Source organism: Halobacillus sp. A1 (assembly GCF_024189295.1).
Classification (GTDB): domain Bacteria; phylum Bacillota; class Bacilli; order Bacillales; family Halobacillaceae; genus Halobacillus_A.
In genome coordinates this window covers 1-15,795 of the sequence record NZ_JAIZEN010000009.1, presented here as the reverse complement: position 1 = coordinate 15,795, position 15,795 = coordinate 1, and the positions used below count along the sequence as shown (strand labels likewise).

Genomic DNA, 15,795 nt, shown 5'->3' with positions numbered 1-15,795 from the left:
CCCCGCCGCCCCTCCCTAAAGATGTGCTTCTCGAAATGATTTGAATAAGACTTTGATAATAATAGGAGCATCAAACTCCAGTGATCTAGGTATAGCATTTTTAGTTCTAAGATCCTCTGCACTTTAAGGTAATATCAAGCTCCTTTGCATACAAAAGTCTCACTGGTTATATTCAAAGACGTTATTGATTATGTGAAGCAGCGCACACGATGTTTCCGTTATCCTCACAAAAGCAAGAAGGGCCGGGAAATTGCGAGACTCCTTTTGTAAAAGCGGAAGCGCTTCGTTCAGCGGCGTATGGACTGGACTGAGCTGACGGAGATAAAGGAAACACGAAGAACGGAGTGATTCGATGTTGACTTATCGTACAGAAGTGAAGGAAGTCTCAATAGCCGCTAAGCGCTGGAGCTGGATAGTCCCCCATAAGATTTATGGACTGATTTAAGGCTCTAGACTAATTTACGTGTAAGAGCTGGGAGCACAGTACATGGTGAGATCCTCGAGGGCGCTAGCCCGAGGAAGCTCACCGTACGCCCATGGAAAGCGAGTGATTTCCCGGCCCTTCAAACGCTGTCAATCATAACGGAAACAGCTCGAATATCTCGAAACTAAGTCTTCCACTATAGGAAGCTTATATGAATATCTAAATGTAAATTTAACACAACCTAAAAATAAAATAGCCGCATTCAGCGGCTATTTACATTTCAACCCGATTGGACACTTGATAAATTGTTTCTTGCTTTCACGTAAGCTAAACCTGTTTCAAAATCCTTGATTAAATCGTCCGGATTTTCTAATCCGACCGACAGCCTCAGTAATCCATCTGTAATTCCGCGCTTCAGTCTCTCTTCTTCCGGCATAGCGGCGTGTGACATTTTTGCAGGGTAAGAAAGGATGGATTCTACAGCTCCAAGGCTGACTGCAAAGACTGGAAGCTCAATTTTTTGACTGAACGAACGTACTTCTGCTTCATCCTTTAATCGGAAAGATAAAACAGCTCCCGCTCCTTTTGATTGGTAAGCGTGTGTTGATGCACCTGGATGAGAGCTGAAACCAGGATAATAAACTTCCTCAACCTGTGGGTGTCCGTGCAGGTACGTGGCTACCTTATAGGCAGATTCGGATGATTGTTTCAAACGGCAGTCCAATGTTTTTAAGCCTCGCAGCACAAGCCAGCAATCATGAGCACCTAAAATTGAACCAAACGAGTTTTGTAGAAATGATAGCTGATCAGAAAGTTCAGGGTGATTTGTAACTGCTAATCCTGCCACAACATCACTGTGTCCCGCAATGAACTTCGTTGCACTGTGCAGAACGAGGTCAGCACCTAATTCAAGTGGACGTTGTAAAGCGGGTGTCATAAACGTGTTGTCTACAAAAGTGAGGCAGTCGTTGGCTTTTGCCAGTTTACTTACCGCCTGGATATCCGTAATATTGAGGAGCGGGTTTGATGGAGTTTCGATATACAACACTTTTGTATTAGGCTGAATAGCAGTAGCAACTTCATGAAGATCTGTCATATCGACGAATGTATGATCTATGCCGAATCTGTACAGAACATCATGAATCATCCGAAAAGTCCCCCCGTACACATCTTCGGAAATAACGACGTGATCTCCTTTGGATAATAGCATGAACGAGGTAGAAATCGCAGCCATACCAGAAGCGAATGCGAAACCACGGGAACCACCTTCAAGACCAGCAATAGTTTCTTCTAAAGCATCTCTAGTAGGGTTTCCCGACCGGCTGTAATCGTAAATGCCTGGGTTATCGAAATCAGCCTGGTGAAAAGTTGATGCTTGTTGAATAGGCACACTCACTGCACCAGTTTGTGAATCAAACTTGTGCTTGTTATGAAGCAGCCGTGTTTGAAATGTATGGGACTCAGTCATGATAAATCTCCTCCTTTTTTAAATAAGCGAGTGATTGTTCTAAATCCTGCTTTAAATCTTCAATGTGTTCGATACCTACAGAGAACCTTAACAAACGGTTACAAACTCCGTAACGGTTTCGAGTTTCCTCTGGGATGTCCGCGTGAGTCTGGGTACTTGGATACGTAATGAAACTTTCTACGCCACCGAGGCTTTCAGCAAACGTAATTACGCTTAATTGCCTCAAGAAAGGGTCGACGCAGTACTCAGACTGTAATCGGAAGGACAACATGCCACCGCGTCCTGGGTAGAATACGTCTGTTACCGCTTCATGATTTTGTAAATAATGAGCAAGCTCTTTGGCATTCTGTTCATGTTTTTCCATTCGTAAAGCTAGTGTTTTCATTCCTCGCATCAATAGCCAGGAGTCGAACGGAGAGAGTACCGCTCCAGCTGTATTCTGAAAGTAGCCTAATTTTTCACATAGGCGCTCATCTTTTGCTACCAGAGCCCCTGCCAGGACGTCATTGTGACCTCCTAAATATTTAGTGGCACTATGAATGACGATGTCAGCTCCTTCTTCCAGTGGCTGCTGGAGAAGAGGGGTATATAAGGTATTATCCACAATGAAGTAAGCCCCATGTTTTTTAGCTATCTTTGAAATGGCTTTAAGATCAGCCGTATACATTAGTGGGTTGGTTGGCGATTCAATGTAAATAGCTCGAGTTTGCTCTGTTATGTAGTTTTCAAGGTCATCAAGTTTTTGGCTGTCACAATATTTGAAGGTGATTCCGTAATGGTCGGTCAAATACTCGAATAAGCGGTAACTCCCACCATATAAATCCTCGGAAACTACAATTTCGTCTCCCGTTTTAAAAATGGAGAGAGCCGCTTGAATAGCTGCCATTCCAGAACTAAAAGCAAAAGCAGCTTTTCCTTGTTCTAGTTCTGTTAAAGATTGTTCCAGCAAAGTGCGAGTAGGATTTCCAGTTCTCGTGTAATCAAACCCGGTGGATTCTCCAATCCCGGGATGTTGATAAGCCGTTGAAAAATGGAGAGGAGCGTTGATTGATCCAGCTGCATCTCCGTTATTCTTCCCTGTATGAACTAATTGAGTTTCGGTTTTTTTAAAAGTCATTAGGATTCCCCTTTAAAACAAATTTTGATATCAAAAAAAGTCTCCCTCATAAGAAGAAGACTTTTGCGCTTTTTTAGCTCTTCTTCTTATCTTCCAAACCACATTCGATCATTCGGTTTGCTGGAGTTAGCACCTTACTGGTTGAACCAGTGGTTGCTGAGGCTTCGACGGGCCAGTCCCTCTGCCTCTCTTGATAAGAGATTTAATATTTATAAAATTCTTTCATCCTAATGTACACTACTGGAAATGTTTTGACAAGGGCATAAAAGGAATTAAATTTTATTTTAAATTGAAAAGGGTTTAGACGCTTTTATCTAGAATGGAGTTAAATAACTGATTAAAGGAGTTTTTTACATATGTATGTTGAATTAGTTGTAAATAGTCAAGCGACTTTAGGAGAAGGTCCATGCTGGGATCGCCATGAAGATGTATTGTACTGGGTCGATATTTTGGAAAAGAAGATCGGAAAGTACGTTCCAGAAACAAGAGAAATTGAATATATTCAGCTCGACAGCTACGTAGGAGCGGTTGCACCCCGGGAGCAGGGAGGATTAGTTGTCGCCTTGCAGAAAGGCTTCTACTATCTTGATTGGGAAAAAGAATCGCTGCAACCAATTGCCGATCCAGAGAATCACCTCCCTATGAATAGGTTCAACGATGGAAAATGCGATCCAGCCGGACGCTTCTGGGCAGGAACGATGGATTTGGCGGAGGAATCCACGACAGGGGCCCTGTATTGTCTTCAAAAAGATTTAAAAGTAGAGAAAAAAATTGATAATGTGGGAATTTCAAATGGGTTAGCTTGGTCTCCTGATCAACGTTTTATGTATTTTATAGACACTCCGACAGGGAAAGTTTTTCAATATGAATATGAGATAAATACAGGTAAAATTACAAATCCAGAAGTAGCGGTTCAGTTCCCTGAAGGAATCGGTCATCCGGATGGTATGACGATCGATGAGGAAGGTATGTTGTGGATTGCACATTTTGCCGGCCATGGAGTATCCCGTTGGAACCCTCATACAGGTGAACAGCTTGATTTTATCGAAATTCCAGCAGTTAACGTCACTTCGTGCACATTTGGAGGAGAGAATTTAGACGAATTATACGTTACGACAGCCAGGAAAGGGATGTCAGAAGAGGATTTAGAAGAATACCCTCAGGCAGGAGGAGTTTTTAAAGTGAAAACAGGAATCAAGGGAAGTCCTTGTTACAGGTTTAAAGGATGAATAAGTTTAGCTGCAAAACATGAAAAGGAGAAAGAAATTTGGTTTAGAATTAAAAATGAGGCCATTTCGACTGAATTATATTTTTATCATACCCTTCAGTAGTGAACTGTGAAGTTTAAAGGTCTGCGGTCTGCTCATACGATGCTTACAATCATAGTGTAAACTTGCTGAGGAATTTATATATTTGAAAGATGCTTGAATCCGAGTGGATTCAAGCATCTTTTTATTTGCATATTTTTGCACATATGTGTATTGGGGATTTTATGGAAATATATATATAAAATTGAATTTCATTACTTGTGAATAAGTATGCTTTTCTTCTATATAAATATCACTTTCTTCCTTATTAATATAACAAAAATATATTACCATTTAATCAATAGCATATCTGTGAATATACCTGCTTCAGCTATTTCTGGTTTTTTTAAAAAATTAGAGAAGATTGATAAGCTGATCATGATTCATCCACTGCTGATGATTATTTATGCGAATCACACCCTATTTATTATAGAGGATCTATTAGATAGTCTTTGGTGAATTCACCTATTTTGTAACGAATCTATAGAGGGATTATAAAAAAGTAACACTTAAATCCTTAACTGTGCAATATTTTGCAGGTGTATGATTGTTCTTATCAATAGAATTATTTAATATATCTTAAATAGTACCTGAAGCGCTAGTTATAATAGACAGATTGTTCGACCTTTATTTATTCATCCTATTAAACAAAGAATTGTTACAGGGTAATCTCCAGGAGGTGAAATACTCTTATAAAAGGTGAAAATAAGCATTATTACAACATTAGGCCTTCAGTTTTCAGATAAAAAAGAAAAAAAGAAATTTTGTAAAAAGGGTGTGAGAACAAGTGTAGCCTGCATGAAAACGCTTTCTAAGTTTATTCAATAATCTAATTAGTCAGAAAACTTATTGAAAACCTGTTGACCTTTTTCCGGAATGGGTTTAAAGTAGTCCTCAATCAACTATAACGCATCCCAAAAACCAATGGCCGCGCAAGTTGATTCATGTGGAAAGATCGACCTTTTGACCCTTTGGTGCAGGAGTGCATGCCTGCACCGGGTCACCCAAACTTTAATATGTATATTAGACAAATCTAAAAAGAAAGGAGTGCTTTTAATGAGCAACCAGTGGATTTATTTAAGCGGGGAATACGTTGATAAAAATGAGGCTGTTGTAAGCGTCTATGACCATGGTTTCCTTTATGGAGATGGTGTGTTCGAAGGCATTCGTGTTTACGAAGGCAACATCTACAAATTAGACGAACATTTGAAACGCCTCTTTGATTCAGCGAAATCAATCATGCTTCACATTCCATACGAAAAGGAGGAATTGGAGCAGATTATTGCAGAGACTGTCCGCAAAAATAAGCTGGAAACAGCCTACATCAGGGTTGTCGTCTCGAGAGGGACCGGAAATCTTGGTCTTGACCCAGCGAGCTGTTCAAATCCTCGAGTGGTTGTCATTGCTGAAGCACTTGCTTTATTTCCTAAAGAATTATATGAACGTGGTGTCCGACTTGCATCTGTATCAAGCAGAAGAAACCGGCCGGATGTATTACCACCTCAAGTTAAATCCTTAAACTATTTAAATAATATTTTAGTGAAAATGGAAGCAAATCAAGCAGGCGTAGATGAGGCACTTATGTTAAATGATCAAGGATATGTGACAGAAGGATCAGCAGACAATATTTTTATTGTGAAAAACGGAACAATTTATACACCGCCTGTTTATTTAGGTGCTCTTGAAGGAATCACGCGAAATGCAATTATTGACCTTGCAGAGGAGCATGGCTATAAGGTGAAACAGGAACCATTCACAAGACATGATGTGTATGTAGCTGATGAAGTATTTTTAACAGGTACAGCAGCAGAAGTTATCGCTGTAGTAGAAGTGGATCAACGTAAAGTTGGAGACGGATCACCTGGAGCTGTAACTAACCACCTATTATCAGAATTCAGAAAAGTAACGACGACCGATGGACATCAAGTCTATCCATCTAAAGAAAAAGCGCAGGTAAGCTAATTATAATTTCATAAAATTAACTCGAAGACAGGAATAAAGGAATAAGATCAGGCTTTTACAGAGAGCCGGGGTTGCTGGAAGCCCGGAATTGCCGCTTATTTCCGACATCATCCTTGAGTGTCCCGACTGAACGCGATAGCTAGTAGGTGGGATCAGGTGTACCAAAGCACCTGTTATCAAAACGTGAGCTTGATTTTATAGAGCTCCAAGAGGCGTACGAAATGTACGTAAATGAGGGTGGTACCGTGGAAGATCCAAGACCTTTTCGCCCCTCCTTTCTTTCTACAAGTGTCTTTTTTGTAGAGGAATTGAGGACGAAAAGGTCTTTTTATATTTAAGTGAAACATAGGAGGGATTAAAAAATGAAGGCTGAAGCAACTCGAAAGGTGAATTCAGCACCTCGTACAGGTGCAGATTTGTTGGTAGATTCATTGATTGAACAGGGTGTTGATACTTTATTCGGATACCCAGGAGGAGCGGTTCTCCCGATTTATGACGCAATCTATCGTGCTGAGGGATCCTTTGACCATGTATTGCCGCGTCACGAGCAAGGTGCTATTCATGCAGCGGAAGGTTACGCGAGAGTTTCTGGTCGCCCTGGCGTGGTCATCGGTACATCAGGGCCTGGAGCTACAAATTTAATTACAGGCATTGCCGATGCGATGATGGATTCCCTGCCGGTCGTTATTTTTACAGGTCAGGTGGCTAAAGGAGTAATTGGTACTGATGCTTTTCAGGAATCAGATGTGATGGGGATTACTACTCCAATCACCAAGCATAATTACCAAGTGCAACAGATTGAAGAGCTGCCCCGAGTTGTGAAGGAAGCTTTTCATATAGCTACGACAGGAAGACCTGGTCCAGTAGTTGTAGATATTCCAAAAGATATTTCGTCCACCGTTCATGAGGCAGAAGTAGATTCTACTTTCCACTTGCCTGGATACCAGCCGAATGTTCGCCCGAATCCAATACAGATTAATAAACTGCATGAAGCTATTCTGCAGTCGAAGAAACCAGTTATATTGTCTGGAGCGGGAGTCATTCATTCGAAAGGTTCGGAAGATTTGGCAAGTTTCGCTAAAAATTATAATATTCCGGTAGTTACTACGCTGCTCGGTCTGGGTGGTTTCTCAGGAAGTGACAAACTATCTCTAGGAATGGGCGGTATGCATGGAACGTATTCCGCGAACATGGCACTTTACGAATGTGACCTATTAATTAATATCGGAGCGCGGTTCGATGATCGTTTGACGGGTAACCTGGAGCACTTTGCACCTCATGCGAAAGTGGCTCACATCGATATCGACCCTGCGGAAATCGGTAAAAACGTTCCGACTTCCCTTCCGATCGTATCGGATGCAAAAGCAGCGCTTCAAGCACTGAATAATCGAACTGTATCTCAGTTGGATCATAAAGACTGGATAGAAAAAACGAGTTCTAATAAGAGTGAGTATCCGCTTTGGCATGATGATTACGAGGATAAGATATCCCCGCAATGGTTAATGAAAAAAATTCATGCTTATACTCAGGGAAAGTCAATCGTAACTACTGACGTAGGGCAGCACCAAATGTGGGCGGCTCAGTACTACAGTTTCCATCAGCCTAACAAATGGGTTACTTCAGGTGGTTTAGGTACGATGGGCTTTGGTTTTCCTGCCGCTATCGGTGCCCAATTAGCTGAGCCAGAAGCAAGCGTGGTAGCGGTCGTAGGAGATGGTGGATTCCAAATGACGATGCAGGAACTGTCTCTTTTACAAGAAAGGAAAATCCCAGTGAAAATCGTCATTGTTAATAATCAAGCACTAGGTATGGTAAGGCAATGGCAGGAGAAATTTTACGAGGGACGTTATTCCCATTCACTCGCCCAATCGCAGCCTGATTTCGTTAAGCTGGCAGAAAGCTATGAGATTCCTGGCTATAAGCTGGAAACGAAGGAGGACTTGGAAAAAGTTCTGCCTGACGTCTTGAATGATCCGAACCCAGCCGTAATAGATTGCCGTGTCATGCAAATGGAAAATGTTTATCCGATGATTGCTCCCGGCAAAGGACTTCATGAAATGATAGGGGTGACACGATGAAACGAATTGTAACAGCTATCGTTCACAACCGGAGTGGTGTTTTGAACCGGGTGACGGGCCTGCTGTCGAAGCGGCAGTTTAATATCGAAAGTATTTCCGTTGGGAGAACAGAGACGGAAGGTGTATCAAAAATGACGTTCGTCGTGGAAGTTGAAGATGAACGGAAGTTGGAACAGCTGACGAAACAGCTCAATAAACAGATTGACGTATTGAAAGTTTCCGATATTACTGATAAAGCGATTGTAGCTAGAGAGCTGGCAATGGTGAAAGTTATCAGCAACCCACAAATACGCAGCGAGATCCAAAGCATTATTGAACCGTTCAGGGCAACTGTAATTGATGTAAGCCGTGAAAGCATGACGGTTCAAGTTACTGGAAATTCAGACAAAGTTGATGCTTTGATCGATCTTCTAAGACCTTATGGAATCAAAGAACTTGCAAGGACGGGGTTAACTGCCTTCACAAGAGGGCACCAACCTCAAGTAGCAGAAATCAAATCATATTCATTACTAAAATAACTCACATTTGAAAGGAAGATTATAATGGCTAAAGTTTATTATCACAATGATATCCAAGATGAGGTACTAAAAAACAAGAAAGTTTCAGTTGTAGGTTACGGTTCACAGGGCCACGCGCACGCACAGAACTTGAAGGAAAGCGGCTATAATGTCGTGGTAGGACTAAGAAAAGGGAAGTCCTGGGATAAAGCTGAAGAAGACGGGCTTGAAGTTAAAAGTGTGGCGGACGCTGTTGCAGAATCTGATGTAGTGATGGTTCTTCTTCCAGACGAACATCAGCCTAAAGTTTTCGAAGAGGAAATCAAACCGAATCTGAAGGATGGCGCTGCTTTAGCTTTCGCTCACGGGTTTAACGTGCATTTTAACCAGGTTGTACCTCCAAGCAACGTCGACGTGTTCCTTGTTGCTCCTAAAGGTCCAGGTCACCTTGTACGTCGTACATTTGAAGAGGGTGCAGGCGTTCCCGCTCTATTCGGAGTTGAGCAGGATGTAACTGGCGAAGCTCGTGAAGTAGCTCTAGCTTATGCTAAAGGAATCGGAGGAGGACGCGCAGGAGTTCTTGAAACGTCTTTCCAGGAAGAAACAGAAACGGATCTATTCGGAGAGCAGGCTGTACTTTGCGGCGGGCTTTCAAGCCTTGTAAAAGCAGGATTTGAAACACTTACCGAAGCTGGATATCAGCCGGAAGTTGCTTACTTCGAATGTATGCACGAACTGAAATTGATCGTAGATCTGATGTACGAAGGCGGACTTGAAGGTATGCGTTATTCTATCTCCGATACAGCACAATGGGGTGATTTCGTATCCGGACCGCGCGTCATCAATGAAGATACTAAAGCTCGTATGAAAGATGTACTATCTGATATCCAAACTGGTAAATTCGCTAAAGGCTGGATCATTGAAAACCAAGTGAACCGTCCTGAATTCAACGCGACAAATGCTCTGGAAAACAATCATCAAATTGAGAAGGTGGGGAAAGAATTACGCGAATTAATGCCTTTTGTTAAGAAATCTCAATCAAAAGAAAAGGATGTGGTCTCCCATGGCTCGCGTTAATGTATTTGACACCACCCTTAGAGACGGCGAACAGTCAGCTGGCGTAAACTTGAATCGTCTTGAAAAAATTGAGATTGCTAAACAATTAGAGCGTTTTGGTGTGGATATCATGGAAGCAGGCTTTCCTGCTTCCTCCCAAGAAGATTTCAATGCAGTAAAAGAAATCGCAGATACGGTCCGTAACTGTTCAGTGACTGGGTTGGCACGTTCGTTCAAGAGCGATATCGACTCAGCTTGGGAAGCTCTAAAAGGAGGAGCAGAGCCAAGAATTCACATCTTTTTGGCTACTTCCCCTATCCACATGACGCACAAGCTGAAAAAAACTCCCGAAGAAGTTGTTGAAACGGCAGTGGAATCCGTAGCTTATGCTAAGCAGAGGTTCCCACACGTGCAGTGGTCAGCCGAGGACGCGACTCGTTCTGATTACGACTTCCTCGTTCATATTATTGAAAAAGTAATTGAAGCAGGTGCAGATGTTATCAACCTTCCTGATACGGTAGGTTATACGACTCCTGATGAATATGCAAAACTTTTCAAACATGTACGGGAGAATGTCCGTAATTCAGAAGGTGTCATATTTTCAGCTCACTGCCATGATGACCTCGGGATGGCAGTAAGTAACTCTCTTTCAGCAATTGAAGCAGGTGCAGGCCAGATTGAAGGTACTATTAATGGCATCGGTGAACGTGCTGGTAATGCAGCATTGGAAGAAATTTCAGTCGCTCTGGAAATTCGTAAAGATCGATATGATTTCCAAACAGGTCTGGTGCTTAAAGAAATCAAGCGTACAAGTGATCTTGTGAGCAAGCTTACAGGTATGCAGGTGCCAGGAAACAAGGCGGTAGTAGGACGAAACGCCTTTGCCCATGAATCAGGAATTCACCAGGACGGTGTTCTTAAAGAGGCTACCACGTATGAAATCATCACACCGAATATGGTAGGAATCGAATCCAATAATCTCGTGCTAGGTAAACATTCAGGCCGGCACGCTTTCAAGCAAAAAGCGGAATCATTCGGGTTCGAATTATCGGAAGCTAAATTAAAAGAGGCCTTCAGTTCTTTTAAAGACTTAACCGGTAAGAAAAAAGAAGTAACGGATGAAGATTTGTTCGCTATTCTTACAGATAAACAAACAGAGAATGAAGATGTTCCTAAATATGAACTAAAAGCTTTTCAAGTGCAATATGGAAGTGTCAATCGTCCCACAGCTACTATCTTGCTGACTCGTCCTGATGGAAAAGAAGCAGAAAAAGCTGGAACGGGCGAAGGAAGTGTAGAGGCGATCTACAATACGTTAGATGATTTGCTGGATGAAGAAGTCCATTTACAAGATTATCAATTGAGTTCAATCGGAAAAGGCAGAGATGCTTTAGCTGAGGTATACGTTCAATTGACAGTGAATGGTAAAAAAGCGTCAGGACGCGGCTCTGCTCAAGACGTTCTTGAAGCCTCAGCTCACGCATTTTTAAACGCAGTCAACCGCACACTTCATTTAAGTCAAACGACCCATGTGAAAGAAGTCCAACTATAGGAGGGGAAAGGTATGGAAAAACATATCGTAATATTGCCTGGTGATGGCATCGGTCCTGAAGTAACAAAAGCGGCTAAAGGTGTTCTAGAGACCGTAGCCGCAAAATTCGGCCATAATTTTACATTTGAAACTCATGAAATTGGCGGGGCAGCCATTGATAACCAAGGCACCCCTCTCCCAGAAGATACGGTGGCAGCTTGTAGAAAAGCAGACGGAATATTGCTAGGTGCTGTCGGCGGACCGAAATGGGATGATCTCCCTGGACACATGCGGCCAGAGAAAGGTTTGCTTGGAATCCGTAAACAGCTTGGGTTATTCGCTAATCTTCGTCCTGTAAAAGGGTTTGATGCTTTGCTTCATGCTTCACCTCTAAAACCGGAAGTCGTAGGCGATAGTGATTTGCTTATTGTAAGAGAGTTAACAGGCGGCCTCTATTTCGGAGAACCTAGTGAACGCCGAAACAACGGCCAGGATGTCGTGGATACGCTAGCCTATTCGCGCAGTGAAATCGAGCGAATCGTTGATCAATCATTCAAAAGCGCCAAAGTTCGCAGAAACAAACTCACATCTGTAGATAAGGCGAATGTGCTGGAGTCCAGCAGAATGTGGAGAGAAGTTGTTGAAGAGAAGAAACAAGAGCATCCTGATGTTGAAGTTGAACATATGCTGGTGGATGCTGCAGCAATGAAACTCGTCACTAATCCCGGCTACTTTGATGTAATCGTTACTGAAAACATGTTCGGTGATATTTTAAGTGATGAAGCTTCTGTTTTGACAGGCTCGCTAGGAATGCTTCCTTCAGCAAGTATCCGCCAGGATGGATTAGGTTTATATGAGCCAGTTCATGGCTCTGCGCCAGATATTGCTGGGCAAAATAAAGCCAATCCTTTGGCAACCATCTTGTCCGCTGCGATGATGCTGCGTCATTCATTTAATATGAGTGTAGAAGCAGATGAAATCGAATCTGCCGTACAGTCTGTGTTAAACGACAAGTATCATACGGCGGATCTGAAGGTGAAAGATGGAACGCAAGTGAGCGGAAGCGAATTAGCTGAAAAAGTCTCTGAACAGATGACTTCAAACGATACGACAGATGACATCATGAGGTGTTACGCATAGAGAAAGGAGAGACCGGAAATGGGGCGACCTAAAACGATTGTAGAAAAAATATGGGATCAGCATGTCATTCATAAAGAAGAAGGAAAACCAGAGCTGATTTATATTGATTTGCACTTGGTCCACGAAGTTACTTCTCCTCAGGCCTTCGAAGGCCTGAGGATGAAAAACAGGAAGGTGCGTCGTCCAGACCGTACGTACGCGACAATGGATCATAATGTTCCCACACGTCATCGTCATATCATCAAGGATCAAATCTCTAAAAAGCAAATGGATACTTTAGAACAAAATTGTGACGAGTTTGGAATTCCTCTTGCAGATATTAATCACCCTGATCAAGGAATTGTGCATATTATCGGGCCGCAGCTCGGTTTGACCCAGCCTGGTAAAACGATTGTATGCGGAGATAGTCATACGTCTACTCATGGCGCATTCGGTGCCCTGGCTTTTGGGATAGGAACGAGTGAAGTAGAGCATGTACTTGCAACTCAATCTCTATGGCAGGCGACTCCCAAAACGCTGCAAGTTAAAGTTGACGGAGAGCTTGGTACTGGTGTGACTGCGAAAGACTTGATATTGGCGATCATTGCTAAATTCGGTGTACGGTTTGGGACTGGGTATGTTGTGGAATATACTGGAGAGGCCATCCGCAAACTTTCCATGGAAGAACGGATGACAATCTGCAACATGTCAATTGAAGCAGGCGCACGAGCTGGTCTGATCAGCCCGGATGATACAACCGTTGAATATTTGCGCGGAAAGCGTCATGCACCGAAGGGTGAAGAATTTGAAGCTGCGGCTGAAGAGTGGAAAGCATTGGCTACGGATCCTGGAGCTGAATATGACGCTCACGTAGAAATCAATGCTTCTAAAGTGGAACCCCAGGTTACATGGGGGACGAATCCATCTCAATGTGTTCCTGTAGGAGCTAAAACGCCTGATCCATCGGTACTGGACGATGTTCAGGAACAAGACAGCATCCAGAGAGCGCTTGATTATATGGGACTGGAAGCGAATCAGGAAATACAATCCATCCCTATTGAACACGTTTTTATAGGGTCGTGCACGAACTCACGTATCAGTGATTTGAGAAAAGCAGCTGAAATTGTAAAAGGCGGTAAAGTCCACAAAGACGTTACAGCAATTGTAGTTCCTGGATCACATTCTGTAAAACAACAAGCTGAAGCAGAAGGTTTGGATACAATTTTTCTAACTGCTGGATTCGAGTGGCGCGACGCAGGCTGCAGCATGTGTCTGGCCATGAATGATGATATAGTTCCTCCAGGAGAACGCTGTGCTTCCACATCAAATCGTAACTTCGAAGGACGCCAGGGAAATGGAGCAAGGACACATCTGGTAAGCCCTGAAATGGCGGCTGCTGCAGCGATTGAAGGAACTTTTGTAGACGTCAGAAAATTTGGCGCGAAAGTAGGAGGGTAATCTATGGAGCCTATTAAACAACACGAAGGGTTAATTTACCCGCTTGATCGTTCAAATGTAGATACTGACCAGATCATCCCAAAACAGTTCCTGAAACGCATAGAACGTCAAGGATTTGGTCAGTTTCTTTTTTACAATTGGAGATTTAACGACGATGGATCCCTTCGTGAAGATTTCTCCCTGAATGATCCGATGTATAAAGAAGCAACGGTTCTAGTAGGTGGTGAGAACTTTGGCTGCGGCTCATCACGTGAGCATGCCCCCTGGGCCATACAGGATTATGGCTTCAAGGTTGTAATCGCCACAAGTTTTGCGGATATCTTTTATAATAATTGCTTTAAAAATGGTATTTTACCGATAGTCCTGCCTCGTCATGAAGTGAATGATCTTCTAAACCAGGCAAAAGAAGAAAAAGTAATGATTGACATAGATCTCGTCAATCAACTTGTGAAAAGTGATCATGGTTTAGTATCAGCATTTGATATTCAACCTTATCATAAAGATATGTTGTTAAATGGCTGGGATGAAATATCTGTGACGTTGAATTATGCTGAAGCCATTGATCAATATGAAACAGAAAAAGCCAAATAAAAAAACAAGGAGTGAAGACGTTGGGGATTTCTTAACGCTAGCTAAAGTCTTTGAAGCCAAAGAACAATTAAACGATGTGGTGCATCAAACACCGTTTAAAACCTCTGAAACATTCAATCAGTGCACGGGACAGCAGGTGTACTTGAAGATGGAGAACCAGCAGAAGACAGGTGCATTTAAAGTGAGAGGAGCTTCTTTCAAAGTCTCCCAGCTGACTGAAGAAGAAGCGGCATGTGGTGTGATTGCTGCCTCTGCAGGAAATCACGCACAAGGAGTAGCCTTAGCTGCTTCTAAACGAGGCATTCCTGCCCAAATCTTTATGCCAGAGGCAACTCCTCTAGCTAAAGTGCAAGCAACTCAAGCTTATGGAGCGAAAACTGTCCTTACAGGTGAATCTTTTCAGGAAGCCTATGCAGCAGCCATGGAAGAGCAAAAGCGCTGTGGAGCCACTTTTATCCATCCTTTTGATGACGTGGACGTGATGGCTGGCCAAGCTACTGTAGCTGTTGAAATGCTTCAGGAACAGCCCGATTTAGATACGATTGTCGTACCTATCGGTGGAGGGGGATTAATTGCCGGCATCGCTTATGCGGCGAAGCAGCTGAAACCTGACATTAAAGTAGTAGGTGTTCAATCGGAAAGGGCACCATCTACGTTCAACTCTTATTATAAGTGTGGACCAAAAAAATTGAACTCTGTTTCAACGATTGCTGATGGTATAGCTGTTAAGCAGCATGGAACAAAAACGTTCCATTATATCCGTAAGTATGTGGATGCTATCGTCACAGTCGACGAACAGCAAATTGCTGATTCCATTATGAAACTTCTTGAGAGAGAGAAGACACTTGTTGAGGGCGCAGGAGCAACTGCTCTTGCAGCAGTTTTAGCTCAAAAGCCTGCTTTGGCTGGTAAGAAGTGCGGTGTTGTTGTAAGTGGCGGAAACATGGATGTTTCCAAATTACCACACGTTCAACAGCTAGCTACTACAAAGAGAATGGTCATGGTTTAAGAAAGATGAAGTTGAAGGCGCCGGTCAAATGGGATCGGCGTTTTTTTTTTGAGGCTACCCTGAAAATAAATACTGCTTTAAGGCCGCACTAAATAAAGGGGATCTTATTACTTTTTTTAAAATCCCTGAACCATTCTGATATTGATTTCACCATTCATCTAAGCCGACTGTGGCGATA

The 15,795-nt window shown here is 42.7% G+C and carries 12 protein-coding genes and 1 riboswitch; of the genes, 10 read left to right on the top strand and 2 right to left on the bottom strand.

The genetic code is table 11. The annotated features are described in order from the left end of the window. Positions 1-704 precede the first annotated feature (704 nt). Positions 705-1,892 carry a cystathionine beta-lyase gene (metC, locus tag LF817_RS11005; protein WP_253935867.1) on the bottom strand — a complete coding sequence of 396 codons (1,188 nt, stop codon included), beginning with the start codon at positions 1,890-1,892 and terminating at the stop codon, positions 705-707. Next, on the bottom strand, positions 1,885-3,009 hold the full coding sequence (locus LF817_RS11000) for a methionine biosynthesis PLP-dependent protein (protein WP_253935866.1): 1,125 nt from the start codon (positions 3,007-3,009) through the stop codon (positions 1,885-1,887). The genes metC and LF817_RS11000 overlap by 8 nt, the downstream gene beginning before the upstream one ends. Positions 3,010-3,092: 83 nt before the next feature. Continuing rightward, positions 3,093-3,209: riboswitch (SAM riboswitch) on the bottom strand. A 156-nt stretch (positions 3,210-3,365) separates the two neighbouring features. On the opposite strand from LF817_RS11000, the gene LF817_RS10995 reads away from it, so the two are divergent. From LF817_RS10995 to ilvA, 10 genes are all read left to right on the top strand, one after another. Next, positions 3,366-4,238, top strand: a complete 873-nt coding sequence (locus LF817_RS10995; RefSeq protein WP_253935865.1) for an SMP-30/gluconolactonase/LRE family protein — start codon at positions 3,366-3,368, stop codon at positions 4,236-4,238. A 1,134-nt stretch (positions 4,239-5,372) separates the two neighbouring features. Next, the gene (gene ilvE, locus LF817_RS10990) at positions 5,373-6,278 is read left to right on the top strand and encodes a branched-chain-amino-acid transaminase (RefSeq protein ID WP_253935864.1); all 906 of its coding nucleotides are present in this window, start codon (positions 5,373-5,375) and stop codon (positions 6,276-6,278) included. A 362-nt stretch (positions 6,279-6,640) separates the two neighbouring features. Then, entirely contained in the window at positions 6,641-8,356 is a 1,716-nt protein-coding gene (gene ilvB, locus LF817_RS10985; RefSeq protein ID WP_253935863.1) for a biosynthetic-type acetolactate synthase large subunit, read from the top strand. Beyond that, positions 8,353-8,874: an acetolactate synthase small subunit gene (gene ilvN, locus LF817_RS10980; protein ID WP_253935862.1), complete on the top strand. Its 522-nt coding sequence runs from the start codon at positions 8,353-8,355 to the stop codon at positions 8,872-8,874. Before ilvB ends, ilvN begins: the two co-directional genes overlap by 4 nt. 24 nt (positions 8,875-8,898) lie before the next feature. Continuing rightward, complete coding sequence (gene ilvC / locus LF817_RS10975) at positions 8,899-9,930, top strand: ketol-acid reductoisomerase (protein ID WP_253935857.1); 1,032 nt, start codon at positions 8,899-8,901, stop codon at positions 9,928-9,930. After that, positions 9,917-11,461 carry a 2-isopropylmalate synthase gene (locus tag LF817_RS10970; protein WP_253935854.1) on the top strand — a complete coding sequence of 515 codons (1,545 nt, stop codon included), beginning with the start codon at positions 9,917-9,919 and terminating at the stop codon, positions 11,459-11,461. Before ilvC ends, LF817_RS10970 begins: the two co-directional genes overlap by 14 nt. A gap of 12 nt (positions 11,462-11,473) precedes the next feature. Next, entirely contained in the window at positions 11,474-12,580 is a 1,107-nt protein-coding gene (gene leuB / locus LF817_RS10965) for a 3-isopropylmalate dehydrogenase (protein WP_253935852.1), read from the top strand. 18 nt (positions 12,581-12,598) lie between these two features. Continuing rightward, complete coding sequence (leuC, locus tag LF817_RS10960) at positions 12,599-14,017, top strand: 3-isopropylmalate dehydratase large subunit (protein WP_253935851.1); 1,419 nt, start codon at positions 12,599-12,601, stop codon at positions 14,015-14,017. Between the two features lie 3 nt (positions 14,018-14,020). Beyond that, on the top strand, positions 14,021-14,608 hold the full coding sequence (gene leuD / locus LF817_RS10955; protein ID WP_371925040.1) for a 3-isopropylmalate dehydratase small subunit: 588 nt from the start codon (positions 14,021-14,023) through the stop codon (positions 14,606-14,608). After that, positions 14,565-15,617 carry a threonine ammonia-lyase gene (ilvA, locus tag LF817_RS10950; RefSeq protein ID WP_256558280.1) on the top strand — a complete coding sequence of 351 codons (1,053 nt, stop codon included), beginning with the start codon at positions 14,565-14,567 and terminating at the stop codon, positions 15,615-15,617. The genes leuD and ilvA overlap by 44 nt, the downstream gene beginning before the upstream one ends. Positions 15,618-15,795: the final 178 nt, after the last annotated feature.

Excerpts from the sequence above, each read along its gene's own strand:
- leuB (WP_253935852.1), top strand. The coding sequence starts at position 11,474 with ATGGAAAAACATATCGTAATATTGCCTGGTGATGGCATCGGTCCTGAA.
- ilvE (WP_253935864.1), top strand. The coding sequence starts at position 5,373 with ATGAGCAACCAGTGGATTTATTTAAGCGGGGAATACGTTGATAAAAAT.
- LF817_RS10995 (WP_253935865.1), top strand. The coding sequence starts at position 3,366 with ATGTATGTTGAATTAGTTGTAAATAGTCAAGCGACTTTAGGAGAAGGT.
- ilvC (WP_253935857.1), top strand. The coding sequence starts at position 8,899 with ATGGCTAAAGTTTATTATCACAATGATATCCAAGATGAGGTACTAAAA.
- metC (WP_253935867.1), bottom strand. The coding sequence starts at position 1,892 with ATGACTGAGTCCCATACATTTCAAACACGGCTGCTTCATAACAAGCAC.
- LF817_RS10970 (WP_253935854.1), top strand. The coding sequence starts at position 9,917 with ATGGCTCGCGTTAATGTATTTGACACCACCCTTAGAGACGGCGAACAG.
- ilvB (WP_253935863.1), top strand. The coding sequence starts at position 6,641 with ATGAAGGCTGAAGCAACTCGAAAGGTGAATTCAGCACCTCGTACAGGT.
- leuD (WP_371925040.1), top strand. The coding sequence starts at position 14,021 with ATGGAGCCTATTAAACAACACGAAGGGTTAATTTACCCGCTTGATCGT.
- leuC (WP_253935851.1), top strand. The coding sequence starts at position 12,599 with ATGGGGCGACCTAAAACGATTGTAGAAAAAATATGGGATCAGCATGTC.
- ilvA (WP_256558280.1), top strand. The coding sequence starts at position 14,565 with ATGCTGAAGCCATTGATCAATATGAAACAGAAAAAGCCAAATAAAAAA.
- LF817_RS11000 (WP_253935866.1), bottom strand. The coding sequence starts at position 3,009 with ATGACTTTTAAAAAAACCGAAACTCAATTAGTTCATACAGGGAAGAAT.
- ilvN (WP_253935862.1), top strand. The coding sequence starts at position 8,353 with ATGAAACGAATTGTAACAGCTATCGTTCACAACCGGAGTGGTGTTTTG.